Source organism: Streptomyces sp. NPDC048278 (genome assembly GCF_040652195.1).
Taxonomy (GTDB): domain Bacteria; phylum Actinomycetota; class Actinomycetes; order Streptomycetales; family Streptomycetaceae; genus Streptomyces.
In genome coordinates this window covers 30388-56279 of record NZ_JBEZLP010000002.1, presented here as the reverse complement: position 1 = coordinate 56279, position 25892 = coordinate 30388, and the positions used below count along the sequence as shown (strand labels likewise).

Genomic DNA, 25892 nt, shown 5'->3' with positions numbered 1-25892 from the left:
ACCCGCCGCCACATCCGAACACCACGGCGAACGCGGACTGGTCGCCGGCGACTTCTAGGCGCGCTTCGGTTCGGCCTGCTGAACCACCTCGAAGGACCACAGGGTCGACCCCGACGCCGCCGGCTTCGGCTTCTCCGCGCCCTCCGCACCGCCGCCCTGGTGCGCCGCCTTCATGGGCCCCTCCATCCACGCCTGGAACGACTCCTCGTCGCGCCACCGCGTGTAGACGAGGTAGCTGTCAGTGCCCTCGACCGGACGGAGCAGCTCGAACCACTCGAATCCGTCGGAGTTCTCCACGGCATGCGCCCGCGAGGCGAACCGCTTCTCCAGGACCTCCCGCTGTTCGGCGGGCACGGTCAGCACGTTGATCTTCACTACGCTCATGGGCCCATCCTGCCGCAAGGGTGATCAGGAGGACGTGAGCGACCGGGACCCGTCTTCCTGCACGACCGGGACCCGCCTTCCTGCACGACCGGGACCCGCTTTCCTGCGCTGGGTTCCGCGCCAGGAGCGGCGATCTCGATTTCACCGAACTCATGTACAACCCTTACCCCTTCACGCGGGTCTCCTGATCGCTGGACATCACTGACTCCGGCCGTCCGCCGGGTGCGGACGGCCCCCGCGTGCCGCAGGAGACGACCCGCATGCACACGTTCCCGCGACTCGCCCTCGCGACGGCCACCGCGATCAACCTCGCCTCCGGCGCCCAGTCCTTCGCGCAGAGCACGGCCGGCGTCCCCGGCGACGACGAGAAGAGCGACCTCTTCGGCGCCGACGTCAAGCTCGACGACGTCACCGGCGACGGCAGGGCCGACCTGATCGTCGGCTCGTACGAGAACGGCGGCGACGGCGCGGTCACCTACCTGCCCTCCAACGGCTCGAAGATCACCACGACCGGCTCCCGGACCCTCTCCGCGAGCAAGCTGGGCATCTCGACGACCGGCACCCCGCAGCTCGGCGCCGTCTTCGCCGACTGACCCACAACCCACGACCCACAACCCGCGACCCGCGAAACACCTCCACACAAGCCGCATCCAAGGGAGCCGGCCGGGCGTGCCGCATGTGTGCCCGGCCCTTCACAGGAGTCTCATCGCCTTGCGCAAGCGCACCCTGCTCCTCGCCACGGCCCTCACCACGGGTCTGCTCTCCGCTCTCCCCGCCACCACCGCGTCCGCCACCCCCTCGGGCCTGGCCGGCGACTTCAACGGCGACGGTTACCGCGATGTCGCCGTCGCCGCCCCGCTCCTCACGGTCGGCAAGGCGCGGTCCGCCGGTGCCGTCGTGGTGTTCTACGGCTCCGCCACCGGGGTCTCGGCCGCCAAGCGCGTCGTGATCACCCAGAACACCGCCGGCGTTCCGGGCACGGCCGCGACGGACGACCGCTTCGGCGACAGCCTCGCCACCGGCGACCTGGACGGGGACGGTTACGCCGACCTCGCCGTCGGCGCCCGGTTCGAGAGCGTCGGCTCGCAGCGGCACGTCGGCCAGGTGACCGTGCTGTGGGGCGGCAGGTCCGGCCTGACCAGCGGCACCACCCTGCCCGTCCCGGCGGGCCTGCGTGAATGGGGCGGCTACGGCGCCGGTCTCGCCGTCGGTGACTTCAACGGCGACGGCAGGAACGACCTCACCGCCACCGGCCAGACCGACTCCCGGGTCTACCAGGGCCCCTTCACCCGCAAGGGCGCCGCGACCACCTTCTCCCCGAACATCGGTACGACGTACGACGCCGTCGCGGGCGACCTGAACGGCGACGGCGCGGCCGAGCGGCTCCACACGTTCGAGGTGAGCGGCGACGAGGGCGGCGAAGTCCTCTACTTCACCTGGAACGGCGCGCACTACGTCAGGAAGGAGCTGCCCGGGGCCGACGGGATCGCGGCGGCGATCGCCGACGTCAACGGCGACGGCTACGGCGACATCGTCCTCGGCGACGCCCAGGACCCGCGCAGTGGCAAGCCCTCCGGCCACAAGGGCGGCCAGATCTCCGTCTGGTACGGCAGCGCCACCGGCCCCGACCCGGACCGGACGCCCACCGTCATCGACCAGGACACGGCAGGCGTCCCCGACACGGGCGAGGCCGGTGACGCGTTCGGCGCGTCCCTGAGCGCCGGTGACGTCAACGGCGACGGCTACGCCGACGTGGCGGTGGGGGCGCCGGGCGAGAACGTCGGCACCAAGGCGGACGCGGGCGCGGTGACCGTCCTGTACGGCTCCGCGACGGGCCTCGCCGGCAAGGGCGCGAAGACCTTCACGCAGAACACCGCGGGCGTCCCGGGCACCGCCGAGACCGCGGACGGGTTCGGCGGCTCGGTCCGCCTGATCGACCTCGACAAGAACCGCCGCGCCGACCTGGTCGTCGGGGTGCACGGCGAGGACGCCCAGTTCGGCGCCGTCACCGTCCTCAAGGGCGCCACCACCGGCCTGACCGGGTCCGGCGCCAGGACGATCACGGCGGCGAACGTCGGCCTGAAGAGCGAGGGCTTCTTCGGCGCAGCCATCGGCCAGTGACACCACCACCTATGTCATCACCGACGTCACCACCGACATCACGCGTGACACCACCAGCGCGGAACGAACCGTCAACTCACGGCACACGGGGGAAGACCATGCCCAAGCGCACCACCCTGCTCCTCGCCACGGCCCTCACCACGGGTCTGCTCACCGCCCTGCCCGCAGCCACCGCCACCGCGGCCCCCTCGGGCCTGGCCGGCGACTTCAACGGCGACGGCTACCGCGACCTCGCGATCGCCGCGCCCGTCGCCAAGGTCTCCGGCAAGTCCGGCGCCGGCTACGTGGCGGTCGTCTACGGCACGAAGAACGGCCTCGACACCACCAAGCGCCAGATCATCAGCCAGGCCACCACCGGCGTCCCCGGCAACCCGGCCTCCGGCGACTATTTCGGCGACCGGCTCACCACCGGCGACCTGGACGGCGACGGCTACACCGACCTGGTCGTGGGCGTGCACAGCGAGCGGATCGGCACCACCGACTCCTACGGCAACGTCACCGTCCTGTGGGGCGGCGCGAGCGGCCTCAAGGGCGCCAGCAACCTCACCTCGCCGCTGCCGAGGTACCGCATCGAACTCGGCTGGGCGCTGGCGGCCGGCGACTTCGACGGCGACGGCCACACCGACCTGGCCGTCGGCAACAACTCCACGCCGTCCCTGAACATCTTCCGCGGCCCCTTCACCCGCAAGGGCAAGGCGACCGCCCTGGTCGGCATCGACACGGTCGACCAGACCACGATCTACTCCGACAAGCTGATCGCGGGCGACGTCAACGGCGACGGCAAGACCGACCTGCTGGTCATGGGCCAGGAGGAGACCGCCTCCGGCGCCTACCGCACCCGCAGCGTCCTCTACACCGGGACCGGCGCCGGCGGCGGCACCCTCAAGGTCGGCAAGAAGCTCGCGGGCGGCTACGACGCGGTCATCGCCGACGTGAACAAGGACGGCTACGGCGACATCGTCACCGGCAACTTCATGGAGAAGTCGGCCGACGAACCGAACGGCGGCCTCGGCGGCGCGGTCACCGTGACGTACGGCGCGGCCGGCGGCCTCAGCAGCCGTACGCCGGTCCGGATCACCCAGGACACGGCGGGCGTCCCGGAGAAGGGCGAGAAGAACGACGGCTTCGGCTGGAGCCTGTCCGCCGGGGACGTCAACGGCGACGGGTACGCGGACGTCGCCGTCGGCGCCTACGCCGAGACGCTCGGCACGAAGAAGCAGGCCGGCACGGTCACCGTGCTGCGCGGCTCGGCGAGCGGCCTGACCGGCAGCGGCGCCAAGCTCTTCTCCCAGGACACCACGGGCGTGCCCGGCACCGCCCAGTCCCAGGACTTCTTCGGCTCCTCGGTCCGCCTCACCGACGCCAACCGCGACGGCCGCGCCGAACTGGTCGCGGGCGCCTACGGCGAGGGCCACGGCGCCGGCGCCGTCTGGCTCTTCAAGTCCACCACCGCCGGTGTCCAGGCGGGCGGCTCGAAGACCTTCACCGGCCCCACCCTCGGCGGCCCGACGGGCACCGCCTACTTCGGCGACGTACTGGAGGGCTGATCATGCGCGTCCGTACGGCGGCGGCCCTCGCCGCCCTCCTCACCGCGGGCCTCGTCCCGCTCGCCGGCCAGGCCTCCGCCGCGCCCGCCACATACGCGGACGACTTCAACGGCGACGGCTACCGCGACCTCGCCACCGCCGCCCCGGGCGCCACGGTCGGCGGCCGGGCGGACGCCGGCGCGGTCGTCGTCACCTACGGCTCCAGGTCCGGGGTCAAGGCCTCGAACCGTACGGTCGTCACCCAGAACTCGGCCGGCGTCCCCGGCACCGCCGAGAAGGACGACGAGTTCGGCTCGTCGCTCACCTTCGGCGACCTGAACCGGGACGGCTACGCCGACCTGGTCGTCGGCGCCGAGGGCGAGGACGGCGGAGCCGGGTCGGTGACCGTCGTCTGGGGGAGCAGGAACGGCCTGTCCGGCGGCCGTGCCGTCCCCGACCCGGCCCGCACGGTCCACCACAGCTTCGGCATGTCCCTCGCGGTCGGCGACTTCACCGCCGACGGCCGGGCCGACCTGGCCGTCGGCAGCACCGGCAGGGACGTGCAGATCTTCAAGGGCGGCTTCACGAAGACGAACGGAGCCTCCTCCCGGATCGTCCTCGCCACCCCGTTGCAGAGCGGCACGAGCCGGGGTTCGTGGGCGCTGGCCGCCGGTGACGTGAACGGTGACGGCACCGACGACCTGGTGATCAGCGGGACGGACGGCACGACGTACGAGGACGGCAACCTGGTGTACCTGGGCTCCGCCTCCGGGCCGCGGTTGCAGCGGTTCCTGAACAGCGGCGGCTACCAGCGGGTGCTCCTCGGCGACCTCAACGGGGACGGGTACGACGACGTCGTCACCTCCTACTCCCCGGTGACCGGTTCCGTGGTCGGGCCCGGCAGGGTCCGCACCTACCTGGGCGGCGCGAACGGCGTGAGCGGCTCGCCCCAGGCGACGATCACCCAGGACAGCCCGGGTGTCCCCGGCAGCACCGCGGCCACCGGCTCGGACTCCTTCGGCGACGCCCTCTCCGTCGGAGACGTCAACGGCGACGGATACGCCGATGTCGCCGTCGGCGCGGAGTACGAGGAGGTCGGCGCGGCCTGGCAGACCGGCACGGTCACCCTGCTGCGCGGCTCCGCCGCGGGCCTCACGGGCACGGGCGCGACCCGCTGGACCCAGAACACCCCCGGGGTGCCGGACTCGAACGAGGACAACGACTTCTGGGGCACCGCCGTCCACCTCGCCGACCTCAACGGCGACCGCAAGGCCGACCTGGCGGTCGGCGCCCGGCACGAGAACGGCGGACGGGGCGCCGTATGGACCCTGCGCGGCGCCTCCTCGGGGCTGACGACGACGGGCGCGGTGACCTTCGGGGCGAACCAGGCGGGCCTGCCGGGCACGTGGTCGCTGCTGGGCACGGCGTTCGCGCAGTGAGCCGCACCGGGCGCGCCCCGGAGCTGCCGGACGGCGCCCTGAGACGCCCCTGTGACGCCCCCTAGGGGATGTCACAGGTCTGCGGCAATGGCGGGCTCGGGTGCCCGAGCCCGCCACACGGATCTCCGGGACCAGGTACGTTCGATGACGTGGCTGGATTCAGGAACGGACGCGGCGGCCGGGACGACCGCGCCCCGCAAGCGCGACCGCAACAACCCGCGTACGGGCAGCAGGCGCCGCCCCAGAGCTTCGGCGGGCAGCCGGCGGGGCCGTCGTACGGGTACCCGTCGGCCCCGCAGCCGCCGTATCCGCAGCACGGCGGCGGGTCCGGCTGGCCGCAGGCGCAGGCGCGCGGCGGCCACCCTGGGCACCAGCCGGGGCAGGGCGGCGGCGACGGCCCGGAGTACTTCGGCGACGACCGCGGCTACGGCGGCGGCCACGGCGCCGGCAACCCCGACCCGTACGCGGCGAACCAGCCGGGTCACACCCAGGCCTTCTCGGTCGACGAGGCCGGCGCGTACACGCAGGGCGCGACCTACCACGCCGGCTCGGCGGCGCCGTCCGGCCCGATCGGCCCGCGCCTGCACTGGAAGGACCTGCTGAGGGGGATCGTCCTCGCCCCGAACCAGACCTTCCTCCAGATGCGGGACTACGCGATGTGGGGCCCCGCCCTCATCGTGACGTTCCTCTACGGCCTGCTCGCCGTCTTCGGCTTCGACGGCGCCCGTGCCGACGCGATCAACGCCACCCTCACCAACGCGGTCCCGATCGTCCTGGTGACGGCGATCGCGATGGTGCTCTCCGCGTTCGTCCTGGGCGTGGTGACCCACACCCTGGCCCGCCAGCTCGGCGGCGACGGGGCCTGGCAGCCGACGGTCGGCCTCTCCATGCTGATCATGTCGATCACCGACGCCCCCCGCCTGCTCGTCGCCATGTTCTTCGGCGGCAACGCCGGCTTCGTCCAGCTCCTGGGCTGGGCCACCTGGGTCGGGGCGGGCGTCCTCCTCACCCTGATGGTCGGCAAGTCCCACGACCTGCCGTGGCCGAAGGCCCTGGGCGCCTCGGCGATCCAGCTGATCGCCCTGCTGTCGATCGTGAAGCTGGGCACGTTCTAGCCCGCCGCCACGACCGCCGCCGCACACGACAAGGCCCCCGGCCCACCGGCCGGGGGCCTTCACGCACCCTCAGGCGTCGAGCACCTGCCCGTCCCGCCGCACCACGGGCGGCAGGACGCTCCAGGGGAAGTTGATCCAGTCGTCGGTACGCTTCCACACGTACTCGCACTTCACGAGGGAGTGGGACTTCTCGTAGACCACCGCGGACCGCACCTCGGCGACCGTTTCGAGGCAGAAGTCGCGGACCAGCTTCAGTGTCTTGCCGGTGTCGGCGACGTCGTCGGTGATCAGTACCTTCTTGTCGCTGAAGTCGATGGCGTTGGGGACGGGCGCGAGCATGACCGGCATGTCGAGGGTCGTCCCCACCCCCGTGTAGAACTCGACGTTCACCAGGTGCAGGTTCTTGCAGTCGAGCGCGTAGGCGAGCCCGCCGGCCACGAACACGCCGCCGCGGGCGATGCTCAGCACTATGTCGGGCTCGAACCCGTCGTCGGCGATGGTCTGCGCGAGCTCGCGCACGGCGACGCCGAACTGCTCGTAGGTCAGGTTCTCCCGGACCTCGCTACCGCTGCTCACGCCTGGCCCCTCACACCTGCGTCCGATGGAAATTGAGGTAGGAGCGGGAGGCGGTGGGCCCGCGCTGCCCCTGGTAACGGGAGCCGTAGCGCTCACTGCCGTAGGAGTGCTCGGCGGGGGAGGAGAGCCGGAACATGCACAGCTGCCCGATCTTCATGCCCGGCCACAGCTTGATCGGGAGGGTCGCGAGATTGGACAGCTCAAGGGTCACGTGCCCGCTGAACCCGGGGTCGATGAACCCGGCGGTGGAGTGCGTGACCAGCCCGAGCCGCCCGAGCGAGGACTTGCCCTCCAGCCGCGAGGCGAGGTCGTCGGGGAGCGAGATGACCTCGTACGTCGACGCGAGGACGAACTCCCCGGGGTGGAGGATGAAGGGCTCGTCGCCCTCCGGCTCCACCAGCCGGGTCAGGTCCGGCTGCTCGACGGAGGGGTCGATGTGCGGGTACCGGTGGTTCTCGAACACCCGGAAGAAGCGGTCCAGCCGCACGTCGATGCTCGACGGCTGCACCATGGATTCGTCGTAGGGATCGATCCGTACCCGCCCGGCATCGATCTCGGCCCGGATGTCCTTGTCTGAGAGAAGCACGTCCCGAGGATACGCAAGGCGCGCGGACCCACGAAAACCGTGACGAGTCCACGCGCCCGTGCTACTGCTGTTGCCCGCTACTGCTGCTTCTCAAGTGCGACCGGCACGACGCTGCGCAGCCGGGCGCACTTGGGACACCGCACGAGCCGGCCGGGGCCGAGCCGCTCGGCCTGCTGCATCGGGAACGAAGCGGTGTTGAAAACGTGCCCTTCGGCACAGCGGACGACGGTTTGTTCCATCAAGTCCCTTAAGTCCCTTCCCCAGGAGCCGCGTCGGGCTTACTGCCGTGACGACGGAAAGCCACATTACGGGATCAAAGGGACGGCTCTCCAGGCGGCACTCCGGCCTACCGGGCCCCTCTCCCACACCTCCACCGTACGCCCCAACTCCGGCCGCCCGCACCCGGATCCCACCCCCGCACCCACCCCCGAAACGCACCCGAACCCCACGGTCCGAGCACCGGGGGTCCGCCATGAGGTACAGTGACCAAGCGTTCAGACACCGACCCCGTCGGCGTCTCACGCGGGTGTAGTTTAATGGTAGAACATCAGCTTCCCAAGCTGAGAGCGCGAGTTCGATTCTCGTCACCCGCTCCAGATCGAAACCCCAGGTCAGTGGCCTGGGGTTTGTTTGTTGTCTAGTCCAATTTGGGGGCTGCGTGCCCTCCGGGTGCCCTAAGTCGACGTTAAGTGGCCGCATCAAGGGTGTCCGGGCGTCACTCTGGACACCTCGCGCCTCGATCGTCTCGAATGGCGAGACGCATTTTCTGTGACCTGCGCCACAAGTGCTAAGGGTCTCGGTGAAGTCGCATGCGCAAAGCCGGAGTTCACGCGGTCGGGTGTGTCAGGCCCTGGCTTGCGTATCGAGGTCGGCGAGCAAAGTGCGGATGCGGTGCTCGATCTCGTCGCGGATGGGGCGTACGGCGTCGACGCCCTGCCCGGCCGGATCGTCCAACTTCCAGTCCAGGTAGGTCTTGCCGGGGAAGACGGGGCAGGTGTCGCCGCATCCCATCGTGATCACCACATCCGATGCCCGGACGGCCTCCGTGGTCAGGACCTTGGGGGTCTCGCCGGAGACATCGATGCCGACCTCGCTCATCGCCTCCACGACGGCGGGGTTGACCGTGTCCGCGGAGGCGGAGCCGGCCGAGCGAACCTCCACCCCGTCTCCGGCGAGGTGGGTGAGCGGGATGTCTGCCATCCCGACCTTGGGCCGGGCCTTGCGCCACTTGCGGCCGAAGGTCGAGCGGCGGAACGGGGCGCCCTTCTCGCCCACGAAGAGCAGGCCGTCCGGGTCCTACTCCGCGAACCACTGGAGGTGCCGGCGCAGCTCCGGGAGCAGGAACTCCGGAAGGTGGACGGTGCGCTTGCCCGCTCTTGTTTTCGGGTCACCGGTGACGCGGCTGCCGTTGGTCAGCTCGGGGAGGCGAGCGCGATCCGCAGGGAGCATTCGTCGAGATCGACACTGCGGCGGCGCAGTTCGGCCAGCTCCTCCGGGCGGAGGGAAGCGAAGGCGCCGAGCAGGACCATCAGGCGCCAGCGAGGGCCCATGGCATCGGCGAGGTCGAAGACCTGCTCGATGGTCGCGGTGGGGCGTTCGTCGGCCTCCTCCTTGCCGGCGCCCTTGATGCGACACGGGTTGCTGCGGAGGAGGTCGTCATCGACCGCCGTCTGAAGGATCGCCTTGAGGAGCCGGTAGGACTTGGCGACCGTCGTGGCGCCGGTGGCCTTCAGGCGTTCGGCTCGCCACGTGCGGACCGAGGGCGGGGTGATGTCGTCCAGGTCCTTGCCGCTGAAGGTCGGCAGGATGTGGAGGCGGAGCAGGCCGTCGTAGCGGTCGACGGTGGTGGGGGCCAGGCCGCGCTCCTCCATCCAACGAAGCGCGTACCTCTCGAAGTTCACCGCGCCGGCGTCGGGGTCGCGCCAGACGCTGCGCTCGATGTCGGCGCGAACGAGGTTGAGCCACTCCTGGGCGTCCGTCTTGGTGTCGAACGTCTCCGGCGCGGTGTACCGCTGCCCGTCCGGGCCGATGTAGCGGGCCTGCCACCTGCCGGACGGAAGCTCGCGGGTTGTGCCGAACTCGCGCCGCCGCTGCGGCTTGCGACCTGCCATCAAGCCGCCTTCCGGTAGCGGACACGGACACGGCGGACCGGCTCGACGGAGCGCGCCTCGACGTACTCGGCGATCGTGGCGCGCCCCACCGCTCCGCACCGGCAGGAACCCCAGACGCGTCGGCACTGATCACCCCGCCGTCAGCTCGCCTGAAGCGACGGCTTGACGGCCTCGGCTGGACCCTCTCGGCAGCGGAAATCCGTCGTCCTCTAGATCACTCGGCCCTCAAGAATCACCTTCGCGCTCCCCAGGAGGCGGCGGTGCCGTCGTCGCCCGTGGGATCAATGTCGTGGGCAGGACGATGTGCTGTTCGCGGTCGGTCTCGGCGTCGTCGATCAGTTTCAGGGCGAGTTCGCCGGCGACGCGGCCCATGTCGGAGGGCGACTGGGCCACAGTGGACAGGTCGAACCACTCGGCGGTGTCCTGGTCGTCGAAGCCGACGACGGACATCCGCTCGGGGACCTGGATGCCGGTCTTGCGGAGGGTCCAGATGACGGAGACGGCCTGCTCGTCGGCGTCGGCGAAGATCGCGGTCGGCGGTTCGCGCAGGCTCAGCAACTCGCCCACGGCCTCCATGGTGCCGCGCTTGTCGCGGGGCGGGATGGTGACCACGAGGTCGTCGTCGAGGGGGATACCCGCCTCGGTGAGCGCCTGCCGGTAGCCGAGGAGGCGGTCGCGGGTGCTGAAGCTGAAGCCGCGGGCGCCGACGGTCTGGGCGAAGGCGATCCGGCGGTGGCCGAGGTTGAGCAGGTGGCGGGTGGCCTTGCAGGCACCGGCCACGTCGTCGACGTAGACGCTCGGGCGGCCCTGGACGTGCTGGCTGACGTAGATGACCGGCATTTCCAGGTCGTCGAGGCGGGCGGTCTCCTCGGCGGTGAGGTCGAAGGAGAAGACGAGCAGCGCGTCGGCGTTGCGGCGGGCCGGGAGGCGTTCGAAGAACGCGGTGCGTTCGGCGAGGTCGGGGATGACGTAGACGGTCATCTCCAGGCCGGCCGCCCGCAGCAGCGGTCCCAGCCGGGACAGCGCAGCCCCCATGAACCACGCGTCCAGCGTGGGCACCAGCACCGCCACCACCCCGGTCTTGCCGGTGACCAGGCTCGCGGCATGCCGGGAGACCGCGAAGTTCAGCTCACGCGCGGCCTCCTCGACCCGGGCACGGACGTCCGGGGCCACCGATGTCAGGCCGCGCAGGGTGCGCGAGACGGTGGACGGGGAGACCCCCGCCCGTTCTGCGACATCGGCCATGGTGGGCAGTCGTTGAGCTGGCGGCATGAGCGGAAGTTAGCACAGATTCACACCTCCGCCAGATACCTCGTGACAGCGCTGTCTCGCCCATTCGGGCGAGTTCAATGGGTAGTTTTGCCCTTATATAAGCTGCATGACCCACCCAATTCTCCCCGTGCTACCAGGAAGTTACGGATTGACTTCCGCCAGATGCACTCCTACGGTGCAAGCGTTGTCTCAGCGGAGTCGGAGCCGTCGCCGCGAAGTCATCCCTCAAGGCTTTGACCTGCGTGTTTGATCAAGAAAATGCCGTGACAGCACAGTCTCGTAACAGAGCCATCCCAGAGTCATCTCGGTAGCTACTCCCTACAGGGCGCCCCCGCCGAGACTTCGGTACCGCACGTTCAGGAGAGACAGTGAACGCCAGAACCACCAGAGCCCTTCAGTGCTCGGCCGCCCTCGTCGCCGCCGGGCTCACCCTCACCGCCTGCGGTTCCGGCGGTGGCAGCTCCGCAGGCTCCTCGGGGCAGTCGCAGAGCACGTCGTTCACCGGCCGCGGCCCGATCACGTACGTGTCCGGCAAGGACACCACCGGCGTGGTCCAGAAGGTGATCGACCGCTGGAACAAGCTGCACCCGAAGGAGAAGGTCACCGTCATCGACCTGCCGACGGACCCGGACTCGCAGCGCCAGCAGATGATCCAGAACGCGGAGACCAAGTCCGACGCCTACACGGTGCTCTCCCTCGACGCCGTGTGGACCTCGGAGTTCGCCGCACACCAGTGGATCGCCAAGCTGCCCGAGACGCAGTTCCCGCTCGACAAGATGCTGACGCCCGCGGTGGACACGGCGAAGTACCGCGGCAGCCTGTACGCGGCGCCGTACATCTCCAACGGCGGCATCCTCTACTACCGCACCGACCTGCTGAAGAAGGCCGGCATCGGCGAGCCTCCGACCACCTGGGCGGAGATGACCGCCGACTGCGCGAAGATCAAGAAGCTGCCCGAGGGCAAGGACGTGTCCTGTTACGCCGGGCAGTTCCAGAAGTACGAGGGCCTGACGGTGAACTTCGCCGAGGCCGTGAACTCGGCCGGCGGCGTGATCACCGACGCCGACGGCAAGCCGGACGTGGACACCGCCGCGGCCAGGAAGGGCCTGGACTTCCTCGTCGGCGCCTTCAAGGACGGCACCATCCCCAAGGAGGCCATCACCTACCAGGAGGAGGACAGCCGCCAGGCGTTCCAGGACGGCAAGCTGGTCTTCCTGCGCAACTGGCCCTACGTGTACGCCCTCGCCGAGAAGAGCAAGATCGCCGGCAAGTACGCGGTCGCACCCCTGCCCGGCCTGAACGGCACCGGTTCCTCCAGCCTGGGCGGCTCCAACCTCGCCCTGTCCTCTTACGCCAAGAACAAGGCCACCGCGCTGGACTTCATGAAGTTCTTCACCGACGAGGAGAACGCGACGACCTTCCTCAAGGACGCCGCCTTCGCCCCGGCCTACGCCGACCTGTACGACGACAAGACGCTGACCGCGCAGTACCCGTACCTGCCCGTCCTGAAGCAGTCGATCACGCACGCCGTGCCACGCCCCCGGGTCGTGCAGTACGGCGACGTGACCTCGGCGATCCAGCAGGAGGCGTACGCGGCGCTGACCGGCAGCAAGAGCAGCGCGCAGGCGCTGAAGGACCTGCAGCAGGAGCTGCAGAAGTCCACCGGGCAGTGAGGAGAGGGGCCATGGCCGACACCAAGATCCCACCGGGATCCGCCACCGCCGGGACCGAGCGCCCGGCCGGCGGACGGGCTCCGGTGAGCGGGCGGCGGCGCTCCGGTTCCGGTGCCCGCGCCACCGCGGGCTCGGGCCGGGTGGCAGCCCTGCTGGTCTCCCCGACCCTGCTGGTGCTGTCGATCGTCGTGCTCTACCCGACGATCATGGCGCTCCAGGAGTCGCTGTACGGGACCAAGGGGCTGGACCCGAAGACCGGCTTCATCAGCGACACCGAGCCGTACGTGGGGCTGAAGAACTACGCCGACATCTTCGGAGCCGCCGGCAACCGGTTCTGGAACGCCTTCTGGAACACCACCTTCTTCACCGTCGTCACGGTCGGGCTGGAGACGGTGATCGGTGTGGCCATGGCCCTGATCATGCACAAGGCGTTCAGCGGCCGGGGGCTGATCCGGGCGAGCATCCTCATCCCCTGGGCCGTGCCCACGGCCATCTCCGGCCTGCTGTGGCGCTGGATCTTCAACAGCAACGGCATCGCCAACGCCCTCATCGGCCACCAGGTCCTGTGGACGACGGAAGGCTTCCACGCCAAGGTCGCGGTGATCGTCGCCGAGGTGTGGAAGACGTCCCCGTTCATCGGACTGCTGGTCCTGGCCGGGCTCCAGGTGATCTCGAAGGAGGTCTACGAGGCCGCCCGCCTCGACGGCGCCAGCGCCCCACGCCAGTTCTGGCACATCACCCTGCCCCTGGTGAAACCCGCTCTCCTGGTGGCCATGCTGTTCCGCTGCATGGACGCCCTGCGGATGTTCGACCTGCCCTACCTCCTCATCGGCGCCCAGAAGAACTCCGTGGAGACCCTCTCCATGCTCGCGCAGAGCGAGGCGTCCAACGTCCGCTTCGGACCGGCCTCGGCCTACTCCGTGCTCCTCTTCCTCTACGTCTTCCTCGTCGCCCTCGCCTTCGTACGGCTGCTCGGCGCCGACCTCGTCGGAGACGACGACAGCGGCGGCAAGAGCAAGGCCAGGCGTAGGAAGCGGATCCTCTCCCGCCGTACGGAGGTGACGGCATGACCTCCTCGTCCTCGTCCCCGGCCGTCTGGCGCAGGTGGCTGCCGTACGTCGGCGTCCTCGCCGTCGTCGCCTACTGCCTGGCCCCCTTCTACTGGATGCTGGTCTCCAGCCTGCGCGGCGCCTCCGACATCTTCGACAACTCGCTGCTGCCCACCCGGGTGTCCTTCGAGAACTACCGCGCCCTGCTCGACAGCTCACAAGGCTTCCCCCGCGCACTCCTCAACAGCCTGGTCGTCGCCGGCATCACGACCACGCTGTCCCTGCTGCTGGCCACCTTCACGGCATACGCCATGGCCCGGCTGGAGTTCCGGGGCAAGCGATTCATCCTCACCCTGATCATCGCCACCTCCATGTTCCCGGTGGTCTCGATCGTGGTCCCGCTGCTCAAGCTCTTCACGGACATCGGCTGGATCAACACCTACCAGGCGATGATCGTGCCGAGCATGTCCTTCGCGCTGCCGCTGGCGGTGTGGAACCTGACCACGTTCTTCCGGCAGATGCCCGACGAACTGGAACACGCCGCCATGATCGACGGCTGCACCCGCGGCCAGGCGTTCCGCAGGGTCATCATGCCGCTCGCCGCGCCCGGCATCTTCACCACCGCGATCATCACCTTCATCGCCGCCTGGAACGAGTTCCTCATCGCCCTGACGATGACCAACAAACCCCAGATGCAGACCGCGCCGGTCGCCATCTCCAAGTTCACCGGCGCCACGACGTACGAGACCCCGTTCGGCAGCCAGATGGCCGCCGGCGTCCTGGTCACCATCCCGCTGGTCGTCATGGTGCTGATCTTCCAGCGTCGCATCGTCGCCGGACTGACCGCCGGCGCGGCCAAGTGACCCCCTCAGCAGACACGCAAGGAGCAGGACCCGTGCCCCCCACCACCGCGCCCTGGTGGCGCAGCGCCGTCATCTACCAGGTCTACATCCGCAGCTTCGCCGACGGCAACGGCGACGGGGTCGGCGACATCGCCGGCATCCGCTCCCGGCTCCCGTACCTCAAGTCCCTCGGTGTGGACGCCCTCTGGATCAACCCCTGGTACAAGTCCCCCCAGGCCGACCACGGTTACGACGTCGCCGACTACCGCGAGATCGACTCCCTGTTCGGCACGGTCGCCGAAGCGGAACAGCTCATCGAGGAAGCCCACGCGCACGGGATCCGGATCATCCCCGACATCGTCCCCAACCACTCCTCCGACCAAGCGGCCTGGTTCCAGCAGGCGCTGGCGGCAGGCCCCGGCAGCCCCGAGCGCGAGCGGTACGTCTTCCGCCCCGGACGCGGCCCGGACGGCTCCCTCCCGCCCAACGACTGGGACTCCCGCTTCGGCGGCCCGGCCTGGACCCGGGTGGACGACGGCGAGTGGTACCTCCACCTCTTCACCCCCCAGCAGCCCGACCTCAACTGGCAGCACCCCGAGGTCCACGCGGAGTTCGAGTCCGTCCTGCGGTTCTGGTTCGACCGGGGCGTGGACGGCTTCCGCATCGACGTCGCCCACGGCCTGCTCAAGGACCCCGAACTCCCCGACCTGGCAGACCTTTCCGGAGACGTACACCCCTTCTGGGACCGCGACGAGGTCCACGAGATCTACCGCTCCTGGCGCAAGCTCGCCGACGAGTACCCCGGCGACCGCTCCTTCGTCGCCGAGGCGTGGACCGACACCCCCGAACGCCTCGCCGCCTACGTCCGCGAGGACGGCCTGCACACCGCCTTCAACTTCGACTTCCTCATGACCGACTGGGACGCGAAGGACCTGCGCGCCGTCATCGACGACACCCTCGCCACGCTCGGCACCGTCGGCGCCCCCGCCACCTGGGTCATGTCCAACCACGACGTCATGCGCCACGTCAGCCGCTACGGCCGTAAAGCCGCGAAGAAGTGGCTGGCCAACGAGTCCTACATCCCCGCAGGACCCGCCGACCTCGAACTCGGCACCCGCCGCGCCCGCGCCGCCGCCCTGCTCACTCTCGCCCTCCCCGGCGGCGCCTACGTCTACCAGGGCGAGGAACTCGGCCTCCCCGAGATCGAGGACCTCCCCGAGGCCGTCCTCCAGGACCCCGTCTGGGAACGCTCCGGCCACACCGAACGCGGCCGCGACGGCTGCCGCGTCCCGATCCCCTGGTCCGGCACCACCGCCCCCTACGGCTTCAGCCCCGCCGACGCCACCGCCTCCCCCTGGCTGCCCCAGCCCGCCGACTGGGCACCCCGCACCGTGGCAGCACAGACCGGCGACCCCGCTTCCATGCTGGAGCTCTACCGCACCGCCCTCCGCATACGCCGCGAACACCCCGCCCTCGGCGACGGCACCCTCACCTGGCTGGACGACACCCCGGCCGGAGTCCTCGCCTTCCACCGCGAGCCCGGCTTCGTCTACGTGGCCAACCTCTCCACCGAGCCCTACGAACTGCCCGCACACACCTCGGTCCTGCTGACCAGCGGTCCCGTCGAGGACAACCGCCTGGCCCCGGACCAGGCCGTCTGGCTCACGGTGTAGCGAGCCACCACCCCACAGACCCAGGGCCTGTCCGGTCCCACTCCCCGCTGTCCGGACAGGCCCTGGCCTCGCAGCATGAGGCGGCAGCAGAGCACATCCTCCTCCAGCTACGGGTCGGGTTCGTTGGCACGGCGGCGCTGATCAAGCGGTGGCATGCGGCTTCGGAGCGAGCAGGTCCAGCGCCTCCGCCCAACGGAAGCGGTCAGCCCCGCCTCCGGCTTTCGGACGGTGCGGCTCGTACGTACCGATGAGCATGCCCATCTCGCGCAAGTGGTCCAGGCTCCGGCGATACGCGGGATGGGCGGCCTGGGCCGAGTTCAGGTACGGCAGGACAGCGGCGGGGATGCCCATGCCGTATGCCTCGCAGAGGATGCCCAGGGCGAGGGTGTCGGAGATGCCGTTGGCCCACTTGTTGATTGTGTTGAAGGTGGCCGGAGCGACGGCGATCGCGTCTGCGGGCGGGAGAGGGCGTGCTTCGCCGGGGGTGCGCCAGGCGGAGCGGATCGGGTAGCCGGTCTGGGCCTGGATCGCCTCGGCGTCGAGGAGGCCGAGTCCCTGAGGTGTGGCGACGACGCCGACGTCCCAGTGCCGTCCCTGTGCTGCGGTGATCAGTTTGCCGACGTCTCCGGCGATGCCGCAGCCGCAGACGACGACGTAGAGGAAGGGCTTCTTCTCTGGGGCGGTCGGTTCGGTCACGTGTGGGCTCCAGGACGGTGAGTGTCTCGATGCGCGGCCAGTTGGTTCGCGAGCTCCCGAGGACCGATCTTGCTGAGGGCCCAGAGGCTGCTGATACGGCGGGATCGGTGCCAGAGCGGGTCGTTCGTATCCACAGGGGTGTGGAAGAACAGCACGGGGATACCTTCGGCGCCGAAAGGACGCGCGTCGAGGTAACGCAGACCGCCGGTGCCGCACAGGTAGCCGGTGCTGCCGGTGGCCGCGGCCAGGTCGGCAAGGCGGTCGGACCGGCCTGGGCGGGCCGAGATCTGGCTGCTGTCGATCACTTCGCCTGACCAGCCGAGTGCGGTGAGCAGGGCCGTCGTCGACATCTTCGCGAGATCGGCTACGTGGTCGGAGACATCGAACGCGTCCGAGACCGCGCCAAGTACCTCGGACACCGCACCCCAGTGGGCGCTGCGACCGTAAAACTGGCGCACGAGCAGTTCGACTCTCCGTCGAGCCCGACGCTGATCGACCAACCGTGCCTGTCGGATCAGCGTTGGGCGTCCATGAGGAAGATGAACAGGGAGGGTGAGCCACTGTTGCCGCGCAGGGTCGTCCAGGGCGGCCAGCCGGGCTCGATGTTGGTAGTCGCGCCGGGCGAATTGCACGTCGTCCAGGACGATCCAGCGGTCGGCGGCGAAGAGCTTCGCCAACGTGGACAGCCGTGGGAACAGGTTCGGCTGATGGATCGCGCAGACCCCTCCCGACGGCGGGCCCGCGCAGGGTGGCTCAGTCGCTGATGAGGCGGCTGTCGAACCCGGCGCCCAGGAGGCGCTCGTAGGCGTCATGAACATCCCCCGGTACGTCCTGCTCGACGGCGAAGCCGAGCTTCGGGTACTCGATCACCCGCTGCAGGTCACCGACGAGCATGTCGACGACGAGCTTCTCGTCACCGATGGACTTGATGTAGTCGTCCAGCTCCAGTGGCTCGGAGGCGCACACGACCTCCACCTCCGGCCACAGCTTTCGGCAGGTCGCGTAGGAGCGGCGCTCCATGTACGGCTTGGAGATCAGCAGCAGTGAGTCGACCGTGATGCCGGCCGCGGTCAGCAGCTCACGGGAGAGGGTGATGTTCTGGCCAGTGTTCGCTGCCTTCGCCTCGACCAGGATCGCCTCGTCCGGCACACCCAGGCTCAGCGCGTGCTCGCGGTAGTGGACGGCTTCACCGCGGGGGAAGCGGGCCTGGGTGGTGGGGCTGTTGCCGCCGCTGAAGACGAGGACCGGGAAGAGCCCGGCGCCGTAGAGGTCCGCGGCCGTGGTGGCCACTCCGAGGTCGTGGCTGCCGAGGCCGATCGCCGCCGAGCAGGGCCGCGGCTCGTGGCCCATCTGGTGGTAGTTCCAGATCAGCGTCGCGTCGTGGAACTGTTCGTCGGTGATCTGGCGCTGCTCGTGCTCCGGCACTGGCACTCCCTGGCTCATCCTTGCTGGCCCTTTCGGATGCCCTCGATGCTGCGCAGCTGGTGGCTCAGCCCGTACTGGCGTGCCACCTGTGCCGCCTGATCGAGGACGGACAGCCCATCATTCCGGGTCGCCGCATCCGACAGAAGGATGTGCCCGTACGCGGTGTCCCCCCGCACCCGCTGCATGGGGGAGTCGACCGTGCCGGTGGTGCGTGCGATGTCGATGCAGTGCAGGGCCTGGGTCAGGTTGCCGGCGCCGCGATGGGCCAGGGCCAGTTTCTGGTGGGCGACCGACCAGTCCTCCGGCTCGCCGAGTTCCTCGAACTCGCGGGTGGCGGCTGCCATGACCGTGGTGGCGTAGGCGTTGTTGCCCTCCTTGCTCAGAGCCGTCCCGATCCACAGGCGTGCCCGGGCCCGGTCACGCCTGCTGAGGCGCTCGTCTGCGGCAAGCTGCTCGTACCAGCGGGCGGACGCGTCGAGCTGACCCGACATCTCCTGTACGACGGCGAGGGACAGCTCGATCTGGGCCAGACGACGGGGGATGTCGAGTTCGGAGAACATGGCGCGCGCGGTCAGGTAGGACTGGCGTGCGGACAGTGGACCTAGGATCGCCCCTTGGTCACGCTGCACATCACCGAGGAGCACGAGGGAACGGCCGTACAGGTAGAGGCCCTTGTCGTCGAGTTCGTGCGGGTCGTGGCCGCCCAGCCAGCGGTTCAGCAGGGTCGAGGCGAAGGGGAAGTCCTGGCGGCTGACGCAGACCACGGCGCGTTCTATGTCCTCGGTCCAGGTCTCGTAGTCCGCTGGCCGTGCGGCCTTCCGCTCAGGGAACAGCAGCGCGTCGAACCGAACATGGGCGGCGGTGTCCGCGCGGGACAGCGCGGTGTCGAGAATGGCCTGCGTATCCGGCCGTGGCTGGGTCTCCGTGCCGAGGCTTTCCCACTTGGCCACGGTGCGCAGCGCGACACCGAGGTGCTCGGCGAAGGCGCGGGTGCTCATGCGCAGGGCGGCGCGCAAGGCACTCGCCTCCCGACCAGTCCACTGTTGCACGCTGACCACGGATGACCTCCCTCTGTCACGTATGGAAGCACTCTCAGTGATGGCCTGGGGCGCGAAGTGCAACGGAAGTGCAACACCAGGTCATTTCGAGGCCGTACGTCGCGGCCGACGCTGTGGTCATGGACGACGAACTCATCACCGAACGCCGCCCCGTCGCCTTCCCGCAGGTCTTCGGCTACCTGCGGCACATCACCGGTGGCCTGCCCCGCCACGCGGCACTCGTCGACTGCCTCACCGAATACTGCCGTCGGCACGAACTGACCCTCGGCGGCGTCTTCACCGACCGCGACGCCACGGTGGCCATCCGCTCAGCCGCTTTCGTCGGGCTGGTCGATGCTCTCCAACTGCCCGACATTCACGGCGTAGTGGTCCCCGCCCTGAGTCATCTCGGCCCCAAAGGCATCGGTGCCGAGCGAAGGCGGCAGATAACAGCTACAGGCACCCGCCTGCTCGTGGTTCGATCCTTCACGTCGACGAGGGGTTCCGAAACACCCCCGGGCACAGGCGCCGGCGTCCGGCCACGGGGGACCACTTGACGTCCGTTCGTGACGCACTGCGACGTGCGCCCATGGTCGAAGATGCGCCCGGACTGCGTCTGCTGAAGGTCGGCGACGGCTGGGATCTGGTGCGAACCTCCGCCGAGGTCGGCCTCCTGGTCCTCGCCCACCTGCGGGCGACCGGCGCTCCGATCGGTCCGGTGCTCTACGACAGGACCAACGGCCGCCTGTACTACGCCATCGCTACGGGCACCGCAGGACACTGGCACGAACTGCCGGTACGGCACCTCTCTGCCAACTCATGGCTCGTCGCGCCCGGTCTGGAGATCCTCGACGGTTGGTTCGGCGGCTGGTGCGAGCTACCCGACGACAACACCCTGACCGATGCCGCCGCGCTCCGCACCGCCCTCCGGCACCCGTACGTCATCGCCGCCGCCGAAGAGGGACACTCCGGTGCCTTCCACTAGCGGCCGGTACCCGGCAGCACCCCCGGCCTTCCACCTCGACAGCGAGGGGACACCCGTGACGACCCACCCCGTCTCACCGAACACCGTCCTCGCCAACGCCCTTCTCCGCACCGAGGACGTCCTGACCCCACGCATCCTGGCCAGTCCCCCCACGCGGATCGTGCTGGTCGTCGGCACCCAGATCAACGGCACCCCACACATCGGCACCTCACTGGTCCAGTCACTCACCTTCGCCATGGCAGCACGGCTGCGCGACCGCTTCGGCATCCCCGTCGAGGTCGTCTTCAGCGCCCTCGACAACGCCCCGTACGAGTTGGCCACCGACCCGGCCAGCAGCAATACCTACCAGCGCGCCTACGCCCAGACCCTCGGTGCGGAGGCGCTCACCGATCTCGTGGCCGCCCTCTACCAACCCCTGTTCACCGCCCTGTCCCGGCGCCTGGGTATCCCGCATCGAGTGGAGACCTACAGCCAACAACAGGCCGACGAGCACTTCCGTCGCACCTGGTTGCGGCTGCTCCCCCGTCTCGACGCCGCCCGCTGGTGGCTGGCCCCGTCCACCGGCACACCCCACATACGGGTCCCCTGCCCGCACCCCGGCTGCGGCTGGGCCGAGAAGCACGCGGAACGAACCCGCGTCCACCTCACCGACCGCGAGACGGCCGACATCGAGGCCGTCTGTCTCCACCACGGCCCTTACCGCACCACCATCACACCCATCACCGGTGGCTACCTCGACCTGGCCACCCTCTACCGCAACCTCGTCAAAGAACTCGCCCTCACCAGCACACCGGGCGACGGAACCCTGCACGTCATGGTCAAAGGCGGCGACTGGGTCTTCGGTTCCCTCCTCGTCGACGAGGCGCTCCAGGCCGTCGGCCTCACCCGCGCCCAGCTCCCCGCCCGTCTCTTCTGCCCGCAGGTCGTCACCGACACCGGCGCGAAACTCTCCAAGTCCCTTATCCGCGACGGCCGTGCCTCCTTGCCCGAGGGCGCCGCCGACTGGATGCTCGACACCCGGCAGTGGCCTGGCACCGTGGCCGAGTACGCCGACCAGCTCCTGGCCATGACCGAGCCACTCCTGTCCGACCCCCGGCACTTCTTCCGCTCGTACACGGCCGCCGAGATCAACCGCATGATGACCGCCCAAGCCCCCCGGAGCCTTCCCGCCTCATGAGCAGCACCTCCCGCGTCCGCGAACTCAACCTCTATCGCCGTTACTTCGACCTGGTTGCCGAGGGCACCAAGACCATCGAGGTACGAGTGAAGTACCCGCACCTGGCTGACCTGACGGCCGGCGACGTCATCCGGTTCCGCATCAAGGGCACGGACGAGACGTGCGAGGTCGAGGTCAAGCGGGTCACCCAATACGCAGACTTCCAGGGCCTCCTTGACGGAGAAGGTCCCTCCACCATCAACCCCAGCGCCACCCGTGACGAACAACTTGCCAGCATCCGGGCCATTTACCCACCGGAGAAGGAGGCCCTGGGCGCTCTGGCCATCGAGATCCAACTTCTCGACTGATGCATCGGCGTCAACTGAGGCCTTGCTCAGCTACGGCGAAAACTCGGACACTACGCGACCGCTGAGTTCTACGCCCAAACGGTCGGGTTGCGGGTCATCGCCACGACCGGAGTCTCGGCCACGCGCAGCTCTCACAGAGTGAGCCTCCGGGGGGTGACTATCTGTTGCTTCTTTTTCGACCCACGAACCCATTGAGATTCGGGCTCACATCATTGATCTCAACGTACGCCGAGTACAGGCGCGGGACGAGGAAAATAAATATCACGAGGACGTAGGAGCTAATTGCTGCGGAAAGGGCTGCCCAGAATCCGTACAGATGGCCTTCTTTGGTTACGCTGACATTCATTCCGATGACTAGTGAGGCTACATCGAATGCGCAAAGGAGTGAACCTGTAAGGAGGTGGGCCGCTGTCTCGTCGAGCATTCCCTTTTCTACTTCGTAGCGGCTCGCTTCGGAACTTCCGGCCCACTCTTTGATCTTGAGCCTCAGGGTAGAAAGGTGGGTAAAAGCGCTCAGCATTCCACCAGCCAGTAGCGCGACGCCAGTCAGTAGCGCCCCAGGAGTAGAAAGGTGCCCCTTCTTTATCCACATAAGCAAGAAGATGGTCATTGGAATGAGGGGGGCCAGCCGTGCGAAGAAATCAGGTCGGGGAGGCGTGTATCTGCCGTCTGTCAAACCCTTCCAGTGGCCGCGCAGGACTGGGATGAAGTTGAACCGACTAAACAACTCACGCCTCCCCCTCTGTTAGGAGACGGGCCAGTCGATGCCTACCTTCGCGGCAGGCTGGAGCCCCAATGCCGTCTCTCTCACCGCAGCATAGAACCTGGGTGTGACAGGCGGCTGGTCCTCTGACAGGCGGTATGTGAACACGTCCGCCATCTGCGTGGGCCTCACGCGCTTGACCTGGCCATCAGGATCTTCGATCTGCACCCATCCATCGTCAAGCTCCATGTCCACAATCTGTGGACCTACGATTGCCGCCAGCTGCCTAGCGCCCTGCTCGTTGGTGATACCGGCTTCTTTGATACCTTCCACTCCTTTACTGCTCCGATACCAACCCTGCACAACCTTGACAGCCTGTTCCATCCGTCCTGAAACGGCAAGGGAAGCAGTTATTTCCACATCCTTGACGGCTCGCGTTCTGCCAGCAGTAATAGCATGACGCACCAGCACTAGAGTCTGGGCTTGTCCTTCGCGAATCATCTCCGCGAGGCGATTCTCATCAGCTACGGGGGATACGGAAATACGCCACCAGGCACCTTCGTTGTTTCCTTCTGTAGCCTCATCGCGAGATTTCTTAGTCATCCACCTGATGAGTTGCGATACAGGGCAGGATCGGCCAATTGACTCTACGGCCAGGATGCCGGTGTCACCTCCCTCCGGGAAGGCTAGAATTACACGAAAGAGGTTGCTGGCGGCCTTGTCCTTGATGTCGGTGTCGCTTCCTGTGGCGTCTCCAATCGCCATCTCGTGGCTGCCAAACTTTCCAGCCCAGACTCTGGCTCGGATGGTGTTGTCGACTGTGCAGACATCATCGACGCGTAGCGCTGGCTTGCCAAACGTTCCTTCCTCCTCTACCTCGGCCTGACCATCATCTGTGGGATCACCAACTGCCGTACCAATAGAAAGAATCTTCAGTAGGGACTCGGCTATCTCCTGGTACGACTCTCCGTTGCAGTCAGAGAGGTCCAGCGGGGTTCGCTTGGAACCTCGAAAGACCTGGAAGGCGAAAAGGCGGTAGCCGTAGGAGGTCATATCCGTTCCTGTGATCGAAGTACTGCTTACTCGAAGCTGAATGGCCGTCAGTCAGGTTACGCCCCAACTAATGGCGCCCTTTCGTGGAGATGCGGCACTGAGTGCCACGCCTTTGGGTGGAATCCTGTATTCCTGGCATCGGAAGATCAATAAAGGTCCGTTCGTGTCACGGAGTGTCAATCTCCGCGCGTATACTTTTCGCGCTCTGTGAGGAACGTCTCGCAATGTGGAAGGGCAGCGATGTGTTGCGCCGCGTGCTCAGGCTGTTTCGGCTTTTTTTGGTTGGCGTTGGGGCAGCGTGGTTGGCGATGGGTGTACACACACGCCTACACGGTCGGCCGTTCCTTTCGAAGGCGATGATCCATTCGTCGTGCCCGTGGAGCAGGTGTCCTGGCGGCAGTGGCTGTGGGCATCGGCGGTCATGAGCTTGCGCATGGTTGGGGACACGGCACCACAGAGAACACCCGCACGGCCTAATCCACGCCCGCGGCCGTCGTCGTCACAGACGGCACGGAGGATCCGACTCAGGCACCGGTTTGGGCTCCGTGACAGCGCGTGATCCCGTGGTCCTACGGCTAGGAGCGACGATGAGCAACCCGGAACCTTGTTCGACCCCGATGGCCCATAAGTCCTCCTGCAGGGACTCGGCGGAAACAGCCGCCCGCTGTTCATCGCCTGGTGGGCGGACCGGGCTCACACTCGTGCCCGCCTCAGCCCTGCCATGCGACGCGTTCGCCGGTGTCGGCCTCTCCTGCGATTGCGACGGTCATGAGTCCGAGGTGCATCACTCGGATGCGTCGCCGATCGCCCTCGCAGACCGGCCGGGGAGCCGCATCGATCTCAACGGCAGACTGGTCCGCTGGGATGCAGAACCAGGCCACCCCACGGAATTCGAGGTTGTGGTGGACCTTGGAGTGGAACTGCTGGAGTTTCAGACCCCGGCCGCCGTCCGCGAGGCGCGGACCCAGTTGTCACACTTGACCTCCAGACTCGACCGACTGGCCGACCAACTGACCGTCCTGCAGAACGAACAACTTCGTCAGGCCGTGGCCGACCCGGAGACTGAACTGGGTCGGTTGCTCGCCGAGCACGGCATCCACGTACTGGTGGCAGACGGCCCGAACGCCGACGCCTTGGATGAACCGCTCCTGGCCGAACTCGGAGAGGACGCTCACGACACTCTTCTCCTGCCGCCAGGTGCTCGACTGCCGGACATCCTCGAACACGTACGTGCGGCCATCCCTCAGCGTGAGGCCAATCGTGCGGCGGGACGCCCCGCTTGGGCTGAGAACACAGCCGTCGCCACCACGTCCGTTCCGCACGTGAACGCCAAGGACGAGGCCGAGAGCGAAATGATCGTCTACCTCGCCGCACACGATCTTCACCTGATCCGTGAAAGCGGCCGCAGCCACATCGATATCTGCCGACTGGGCAATGACCTGTGCATCGTCGTCCCGACGGAGACGCTCCCGGAGGCAGTGCTCGAATGCGCACGCAAGCATGTCGCCGGCCGCAGTCCCGTGGTCAAACACGGTCGGAAATGGACGTACATCGATCGCAGCGACATGACCCAGCGCACCGCCACATGCACCGACTTCTGCCGCAACGACCATAGCCGCGACATCCTTACACCGACGTACGCCGCGGACATCTGGCATCAAGACCATGGTGTCGGTGTGCAGATCCCTCTCTCCGACACCCATGAACTGGCCACACCTTGGCGTGTGCTGGAGCCTCAGTTGGCCGTGACCCCGGGTGCAGACGACTCCGATGGGTATCAGGTGCCCCACGTGAACATCGAATTCGTGGAGGGCGTCTGGAGCGGACCTCTCGGACCTGACGAGCTGGCCGATTTCATCGACGCATTGTCCGACGGACTGGCCACCCTACGTCTCATGCACGGCAAGCTCGTCGCCGCCCGAGCGGACTGGCCGGTCGGCGCCTGATACGGGGCGTGTCGGCAGCGGCCTCCAGCTGATGACCAGGTCGACCGCGATGAGTGTCAGGCTGTCGCCAGTGAAAACCGAAGAGTGCCGTATGCACGAAGCAGGGCATCAGTCGATCTGTGTGCTTATGCAATGACACATCTCCGACCAGGGTTC

At 68.2% G+C, this 25892-nt stretch carries 25 protein-coding genes, 1 tRNA gene and 2 pseudogenes; 15 read left to right on the top strand and 13 right to left on the bottom strand.

Annotated features, from left to right (window positions below; all coding sequences use genetic code 11):
- Positions 1–54: 54 nt before the first annotated feature.
- On the bottom strand, positions 55–384 hold the full coding sequence (locus tag AB0D74_RS03870) for an antibiotic biosynthesis monooxygenase (protein WP_362580274.1): 330 nt from the start codon (positions 382–384) through the stop codon (positions 55–57).
- Positions 385–674: 290 nt separating this feature from the next.
- Here AB0D74_RS03870 and AB0D74_RS03865 point away from each other — a divergent pair.
- The 5 genes and pseudogenes from AB0D74_RS03865 to AB0D74_RS03845 form a co-directional block, all read left to right on the top strand.
- Positions 675–977, top strand: a pseudogene (locus tag AB0D74_RS03865) (FG-GAP repeat protein); the annotation flags it as partial.
- 118 nt (positions 978–1095) lie between these two features.
- A complete protein-coding gene (locus AB0D74_RS03860; protein ID WP_362580272.1) occupies positions 1096–2505 on the top strand; it encodes an FG-GAP-like repeat-containing protein in 1410 nt (469 codons plus the stop codon).
- A gap of 98 nt (positions 2506–2603) precedes the next feature.
- Positions 2604–4052, top strand: a complete 1449-nt coding sequence (locus AB0D74_RS03855) for an FG-GAP-like repeat-containing protein (protein WP_362580270.1) — start codon at positions 2604–2606, stop codon at positions 4050–4052.
- Between the two features lie 2 nt (positions 4053–4054).
- On the top strand, positions 4055–5470 hold the full coding sequence (locus tag AB0D74_RS03850) for an FG-GAP and VCBS repeat-containing protein (protein ID WP_362580268.1): 1416 nt from the start codon (positions 4055–4057) through the stop codon (positions 5468–5470).
- A gap of 68 nt (positions 5471–5538) precedes the next feature.
- The gene (locus AB0D74_RS03845) at positions 5539–6585 is read left to right on the top strand and encodes a Yip1 family protein (protein WP_362580267.1); all 1047 of its coding nucleotides are present in this window, start codon (positions 5539–5541) and stop codon (positions 6583–6585) included.
- Between the two features lie 69 nt (positions 6586–6654).
- Here the strand turns inward: AB0D74_RS03845 and AB0D74_RS03840 are convergent, their stop codons facing one another.
- The 3 genes from AB0D74_RS03840 to AB0D74_RS03830 all read right to left on the bottom strand — a co-directional run bounded on the left by AB0D74_RS03840 (position 6655) and on the right by AB0D74_RS03830 (position 7986).
- Positions 6655–7161, bottom strand: coding sequence for a phosphoribosyltransferase (locus tag AB0D74_RS03840; protein ID WP_362580265.1), 507 nt, complete (start codon positions 7159–7161; stop codon positions 6655–6657).
- 10 nt (positions 7162–7171) lie between these two features.
- Positions 7172–7747: a dCTP deaminase gene (gene dcd / locus AB0D74_RS03835; protein WP_133023558.1), complete on the bottom strand. Its 576-nt coding sequence runs from the start codon at positions 7745–7747 to the stop codon at positions 7172–7174.
- A 77-nt stretch (positions 7748–7824) separates the two neighbouring features.
- Positions 7825–7986, bottom strand: coding sequence for a hypothetical protein (locus AB0D74_RS03830; RefSeq protein ID WP_362580263.1), 162 nt, complete (start codon positions 7984–7986; stop codon positions 7825–7827).
- A 283-nt stretch (positions 7987–8269) separates the two neighbouring features.
- Between AB0D74_RS03830 and AB0D74_RS03825 the strand changes: the two genes are divergently transcribed.
- A tRNA-Gly gene (locus tag AB0D74_RS03825) sits at positions 8270–8343 on the top strand.
- Between the two features lie 247 nt (positions 8344–8590).
- Here the strand turns inward: AB0D74_RS03825 and AB0D74_RS03820 are convergent.
- The 3 genes and pseudogenes from AB0D74_RS03820 to AB0D74_RS03810 form a co-directional block, all read right to left on the bottom strand.
- Entirely contained in the window at positions 8591–8947 is a 357-nt protein-coding gene (locus tag AB0D74_RS03820; protein ID WP_362580981.1) for an arsenate reductase ArsC, read from the bottom strand.
- Positions 8945–9858: pseudogene (locus AB0D74_RS03815) on the bottom strand (site-specific integrase); the annotation flags it as partial. The gene AB0D74_RS03820 and the pseudogene AB0D74_RS03815, both read right to left, overlap by 3 nt.
- 225 nt (positions 9859–10083) lie before the next feature.
- Complete coding sequence (locus AB0D74_RS03810; protein ID WP_362335026.1) at positions 10084–11103, bottom strand: LacI family DNA-binding transcriptional regulator; 1020 nt, start codon at positions 11101–11103, stop codon at positions 10084–10086.
- Between the two features lie 395 nt (positions 11104–11498).
- On the opposite strand from AB0D74_RS03810, the gene AB0D74_RS03805 reads away from it, so the two are divergent.
- The 4 genes from AB0D74_RS03805 to AB0D74_RS03790 are packed head-to-tail and all read left to right on the top strand — an operon-like array spanning position 11499 to position 16367.
- Positions 11499–12803 (top strand): ABC transporter substrate-binding protein, encoded by a 1305-nt coding sequence (locus AB0D74_RS03805; RefSeq protein WP_362580261.1) that lies wholly within the window; start codon positions 11499–11501, stop codon positions 12801–12803.
- Positions 12804–12814: 11 nt separating this feature from the next.
- Positions 12815–13873: a sugar ABC transporter permease gene (locus AB0D74_RS03800; RefSeq protein ID WP_362580259.1), complete on the top strand. Its 1059-nt coding sequence runs from the start codon at positions 12815–12817 to the stop codon at positions 13871–13873.
- Positions 13870–14715, top strand: coding sequence for a carbohydrate ABC transporter permease (locus tag AB0D74_RS03795; protein WP_362335036.1), 846 nt, complete (start codon positions 13870–13872; stop codon positions 14713–14715). The genes AB0D74_RS03800 and AB0D74_RS03795 overlap by 4 nt, the downstream gene beginning before the upstream one ends.
- A 32-nt stretch (positions 14716–14747) precedes the next feature.
- Entirely contained in the window at positions 14748–16367 is a 1620-nt protein-coding gene (locus tag AB0D74_RS03790) for a glycoside hydrolase family 13 protein (RefSeq protein WP_362580257.1), read from the top strand.
- Positions 16368–16508: 141 nt separating this feature from the next.
- Here AB0D74_RS03790 and AB0D74_RS03785 read toward each other — a convergent pair whose 3' ends face one another.
- Genes AB0D74_RS03785 through AB0D74_RS03770 form a run of 4 tightly spaced genes read right to left on the bottom strand, consistent with a single transcriptional unit; the run spans position 16509 to position 19546 of the window.
- Positions 16509–17063, bottom strand: a complete 555-nt coding sequence (locus AB0D74_RS03785) for a flavoprotein (protein ID WP_362580255.1) — start codon at positions 17061–17063, stop codon at positions 16509–16511.
- Positions 17060–17875, bottom strand: a complete 816-nt coding sequence (locus AB0D74_RS03780; protein ID WP_362580253.1) for a WbqC family protein — start codon at positions 17873–17875, stop codon at positions 17060–17062. Before AB0D74_RS03780 ends, AB0D74_RS03785 begins: the two co-directional genes overlap by 4 nt.
- Positions 17817–18506, bottom strand: a complete 690-nt coding sequence (locus AB0D74_RS03775; RefSeq protein ID WP_362580251.1) for a YdcF family protein — start codon at positions 18504–18506, stop codon at positions 17817–17819. The genes AB0D74_RS03780 and AB0D74_RS03775 overlap by 59 nt, the downstream gene beginning before the upstream one ends.
- Positions 18503–19546, bottom strand: a complete 1044-nt coding sequence (locus tag AB0D74_RS03770) for a hypothetical protein (RefSeq protein ID WP_362580249.1) — start codon at positions 19544–19546, stop codon at positions 18503–18505. Before AB0D74_RS03770 ends, AB0D74_RS03775 begins: the two co-directional genes overlap by 4 nt.
- Positions 19547–19665: 119 nt before the next feature.
- Between AB0D74_RS03770 and AB0D74_RS03765 the strand changes: the two genes are divergently transcribed.
- Genes AB0D74_RS03765 through AB0D74_RS03750 form a run of 4 tightly spaced genes read left to right on the top strand, consistent with a single transcriptional unit; the run spans position 19666 to position 22034 of the window.
- On the top strand, positions 19666–20082 hold the full coding sequence (locus tag AB0D74_RS03765; protein ID WP_362580247.1) for a hypothetical protein: 417 nt from the start codon (positions 19666–19668) through the stop codon (positions 20080–20082).
- Between the two features lie 32 nt (positions 20083–20114).
- Positions 20115–20510 (top strand): hypothetical protein, encoded by a 396-nt coding sequence (locus AB0D74_RS03760; RefSeq protein WP_362580245.1) that lies wholly within the window; start codon positions 20115–20117, stop codon positions 20508–20510.
- 55 nt (positions 20511–20565) lie between these two features.
- The gene (locus AB0D74_RS03755; protein ID WP_362580243.1) at positions 20566–21687 is read left to right on the top strand and encodes a hypothetical protein; all 1122 of its coding nucleotides are present in this window, start codon (positions 20566–20568) and stop codon (positions 21685–21687) included.
- Positions 21684–22034, top strand: a complete 351-nt coding sequence (locus tag AB0D74_RS03750) for an ASCH domain-containing protein (protein ID WP_362580241.1) — start codon at positions 21684–21686, stop codon at positions 22032–22034. The genes AB0D74_RS03755 and AB0D74_RS03750 overlap by 4 nt, the downstream gene beginning before the upstream one ends.
- Before the next feature lie 157 nt (positions 22035–22191).
- Here AB0D74_RS03750 and AB0D74_RS03745 read toward each other — a convergent pair whose 3' ends face one another.
- Complete coding sequence (locus AB0D74_RS03745; protein ID WP_362580240.1) at positions 22192–22644, bottom strand: hypothetical protein; 453 nt, start codon at positions 22642–22644, stop codon at positions 22192–22194.
- Between the two features lie 135 nt (positions 22645–22779).
- Positions 22780–23790, bottom strand: a complete 1011-nt coding sequence (locus tag AB0D74_RS03740; RefSeq protein ID WP_362580238.1) for a hypothetical protein — start codon at positions 23788–23790, stop codon at positions 22780–22782.
- A 701-nt stretch (positions 23791–24491) separates the two neighbouring features.
- On the opposite strand from AB0D74_RS03740, the gene AB0D74_RS03735 reads away from it, so the two are divergent.
- Positions 24492–25736 carry a hypothetical protein gene (locus AB0D74_RS03735; protein WP_362580236.1) on the top strand — a complete coding sequence of 415 codons (1245 nt, stop codon included), beginning with the start codon at positions 24492–24494 and terminating at the stop codon, positions 25734–25736.
- The last annotated feature ends 156 nt before the right edge of the window (positions 25737–25892 follow it).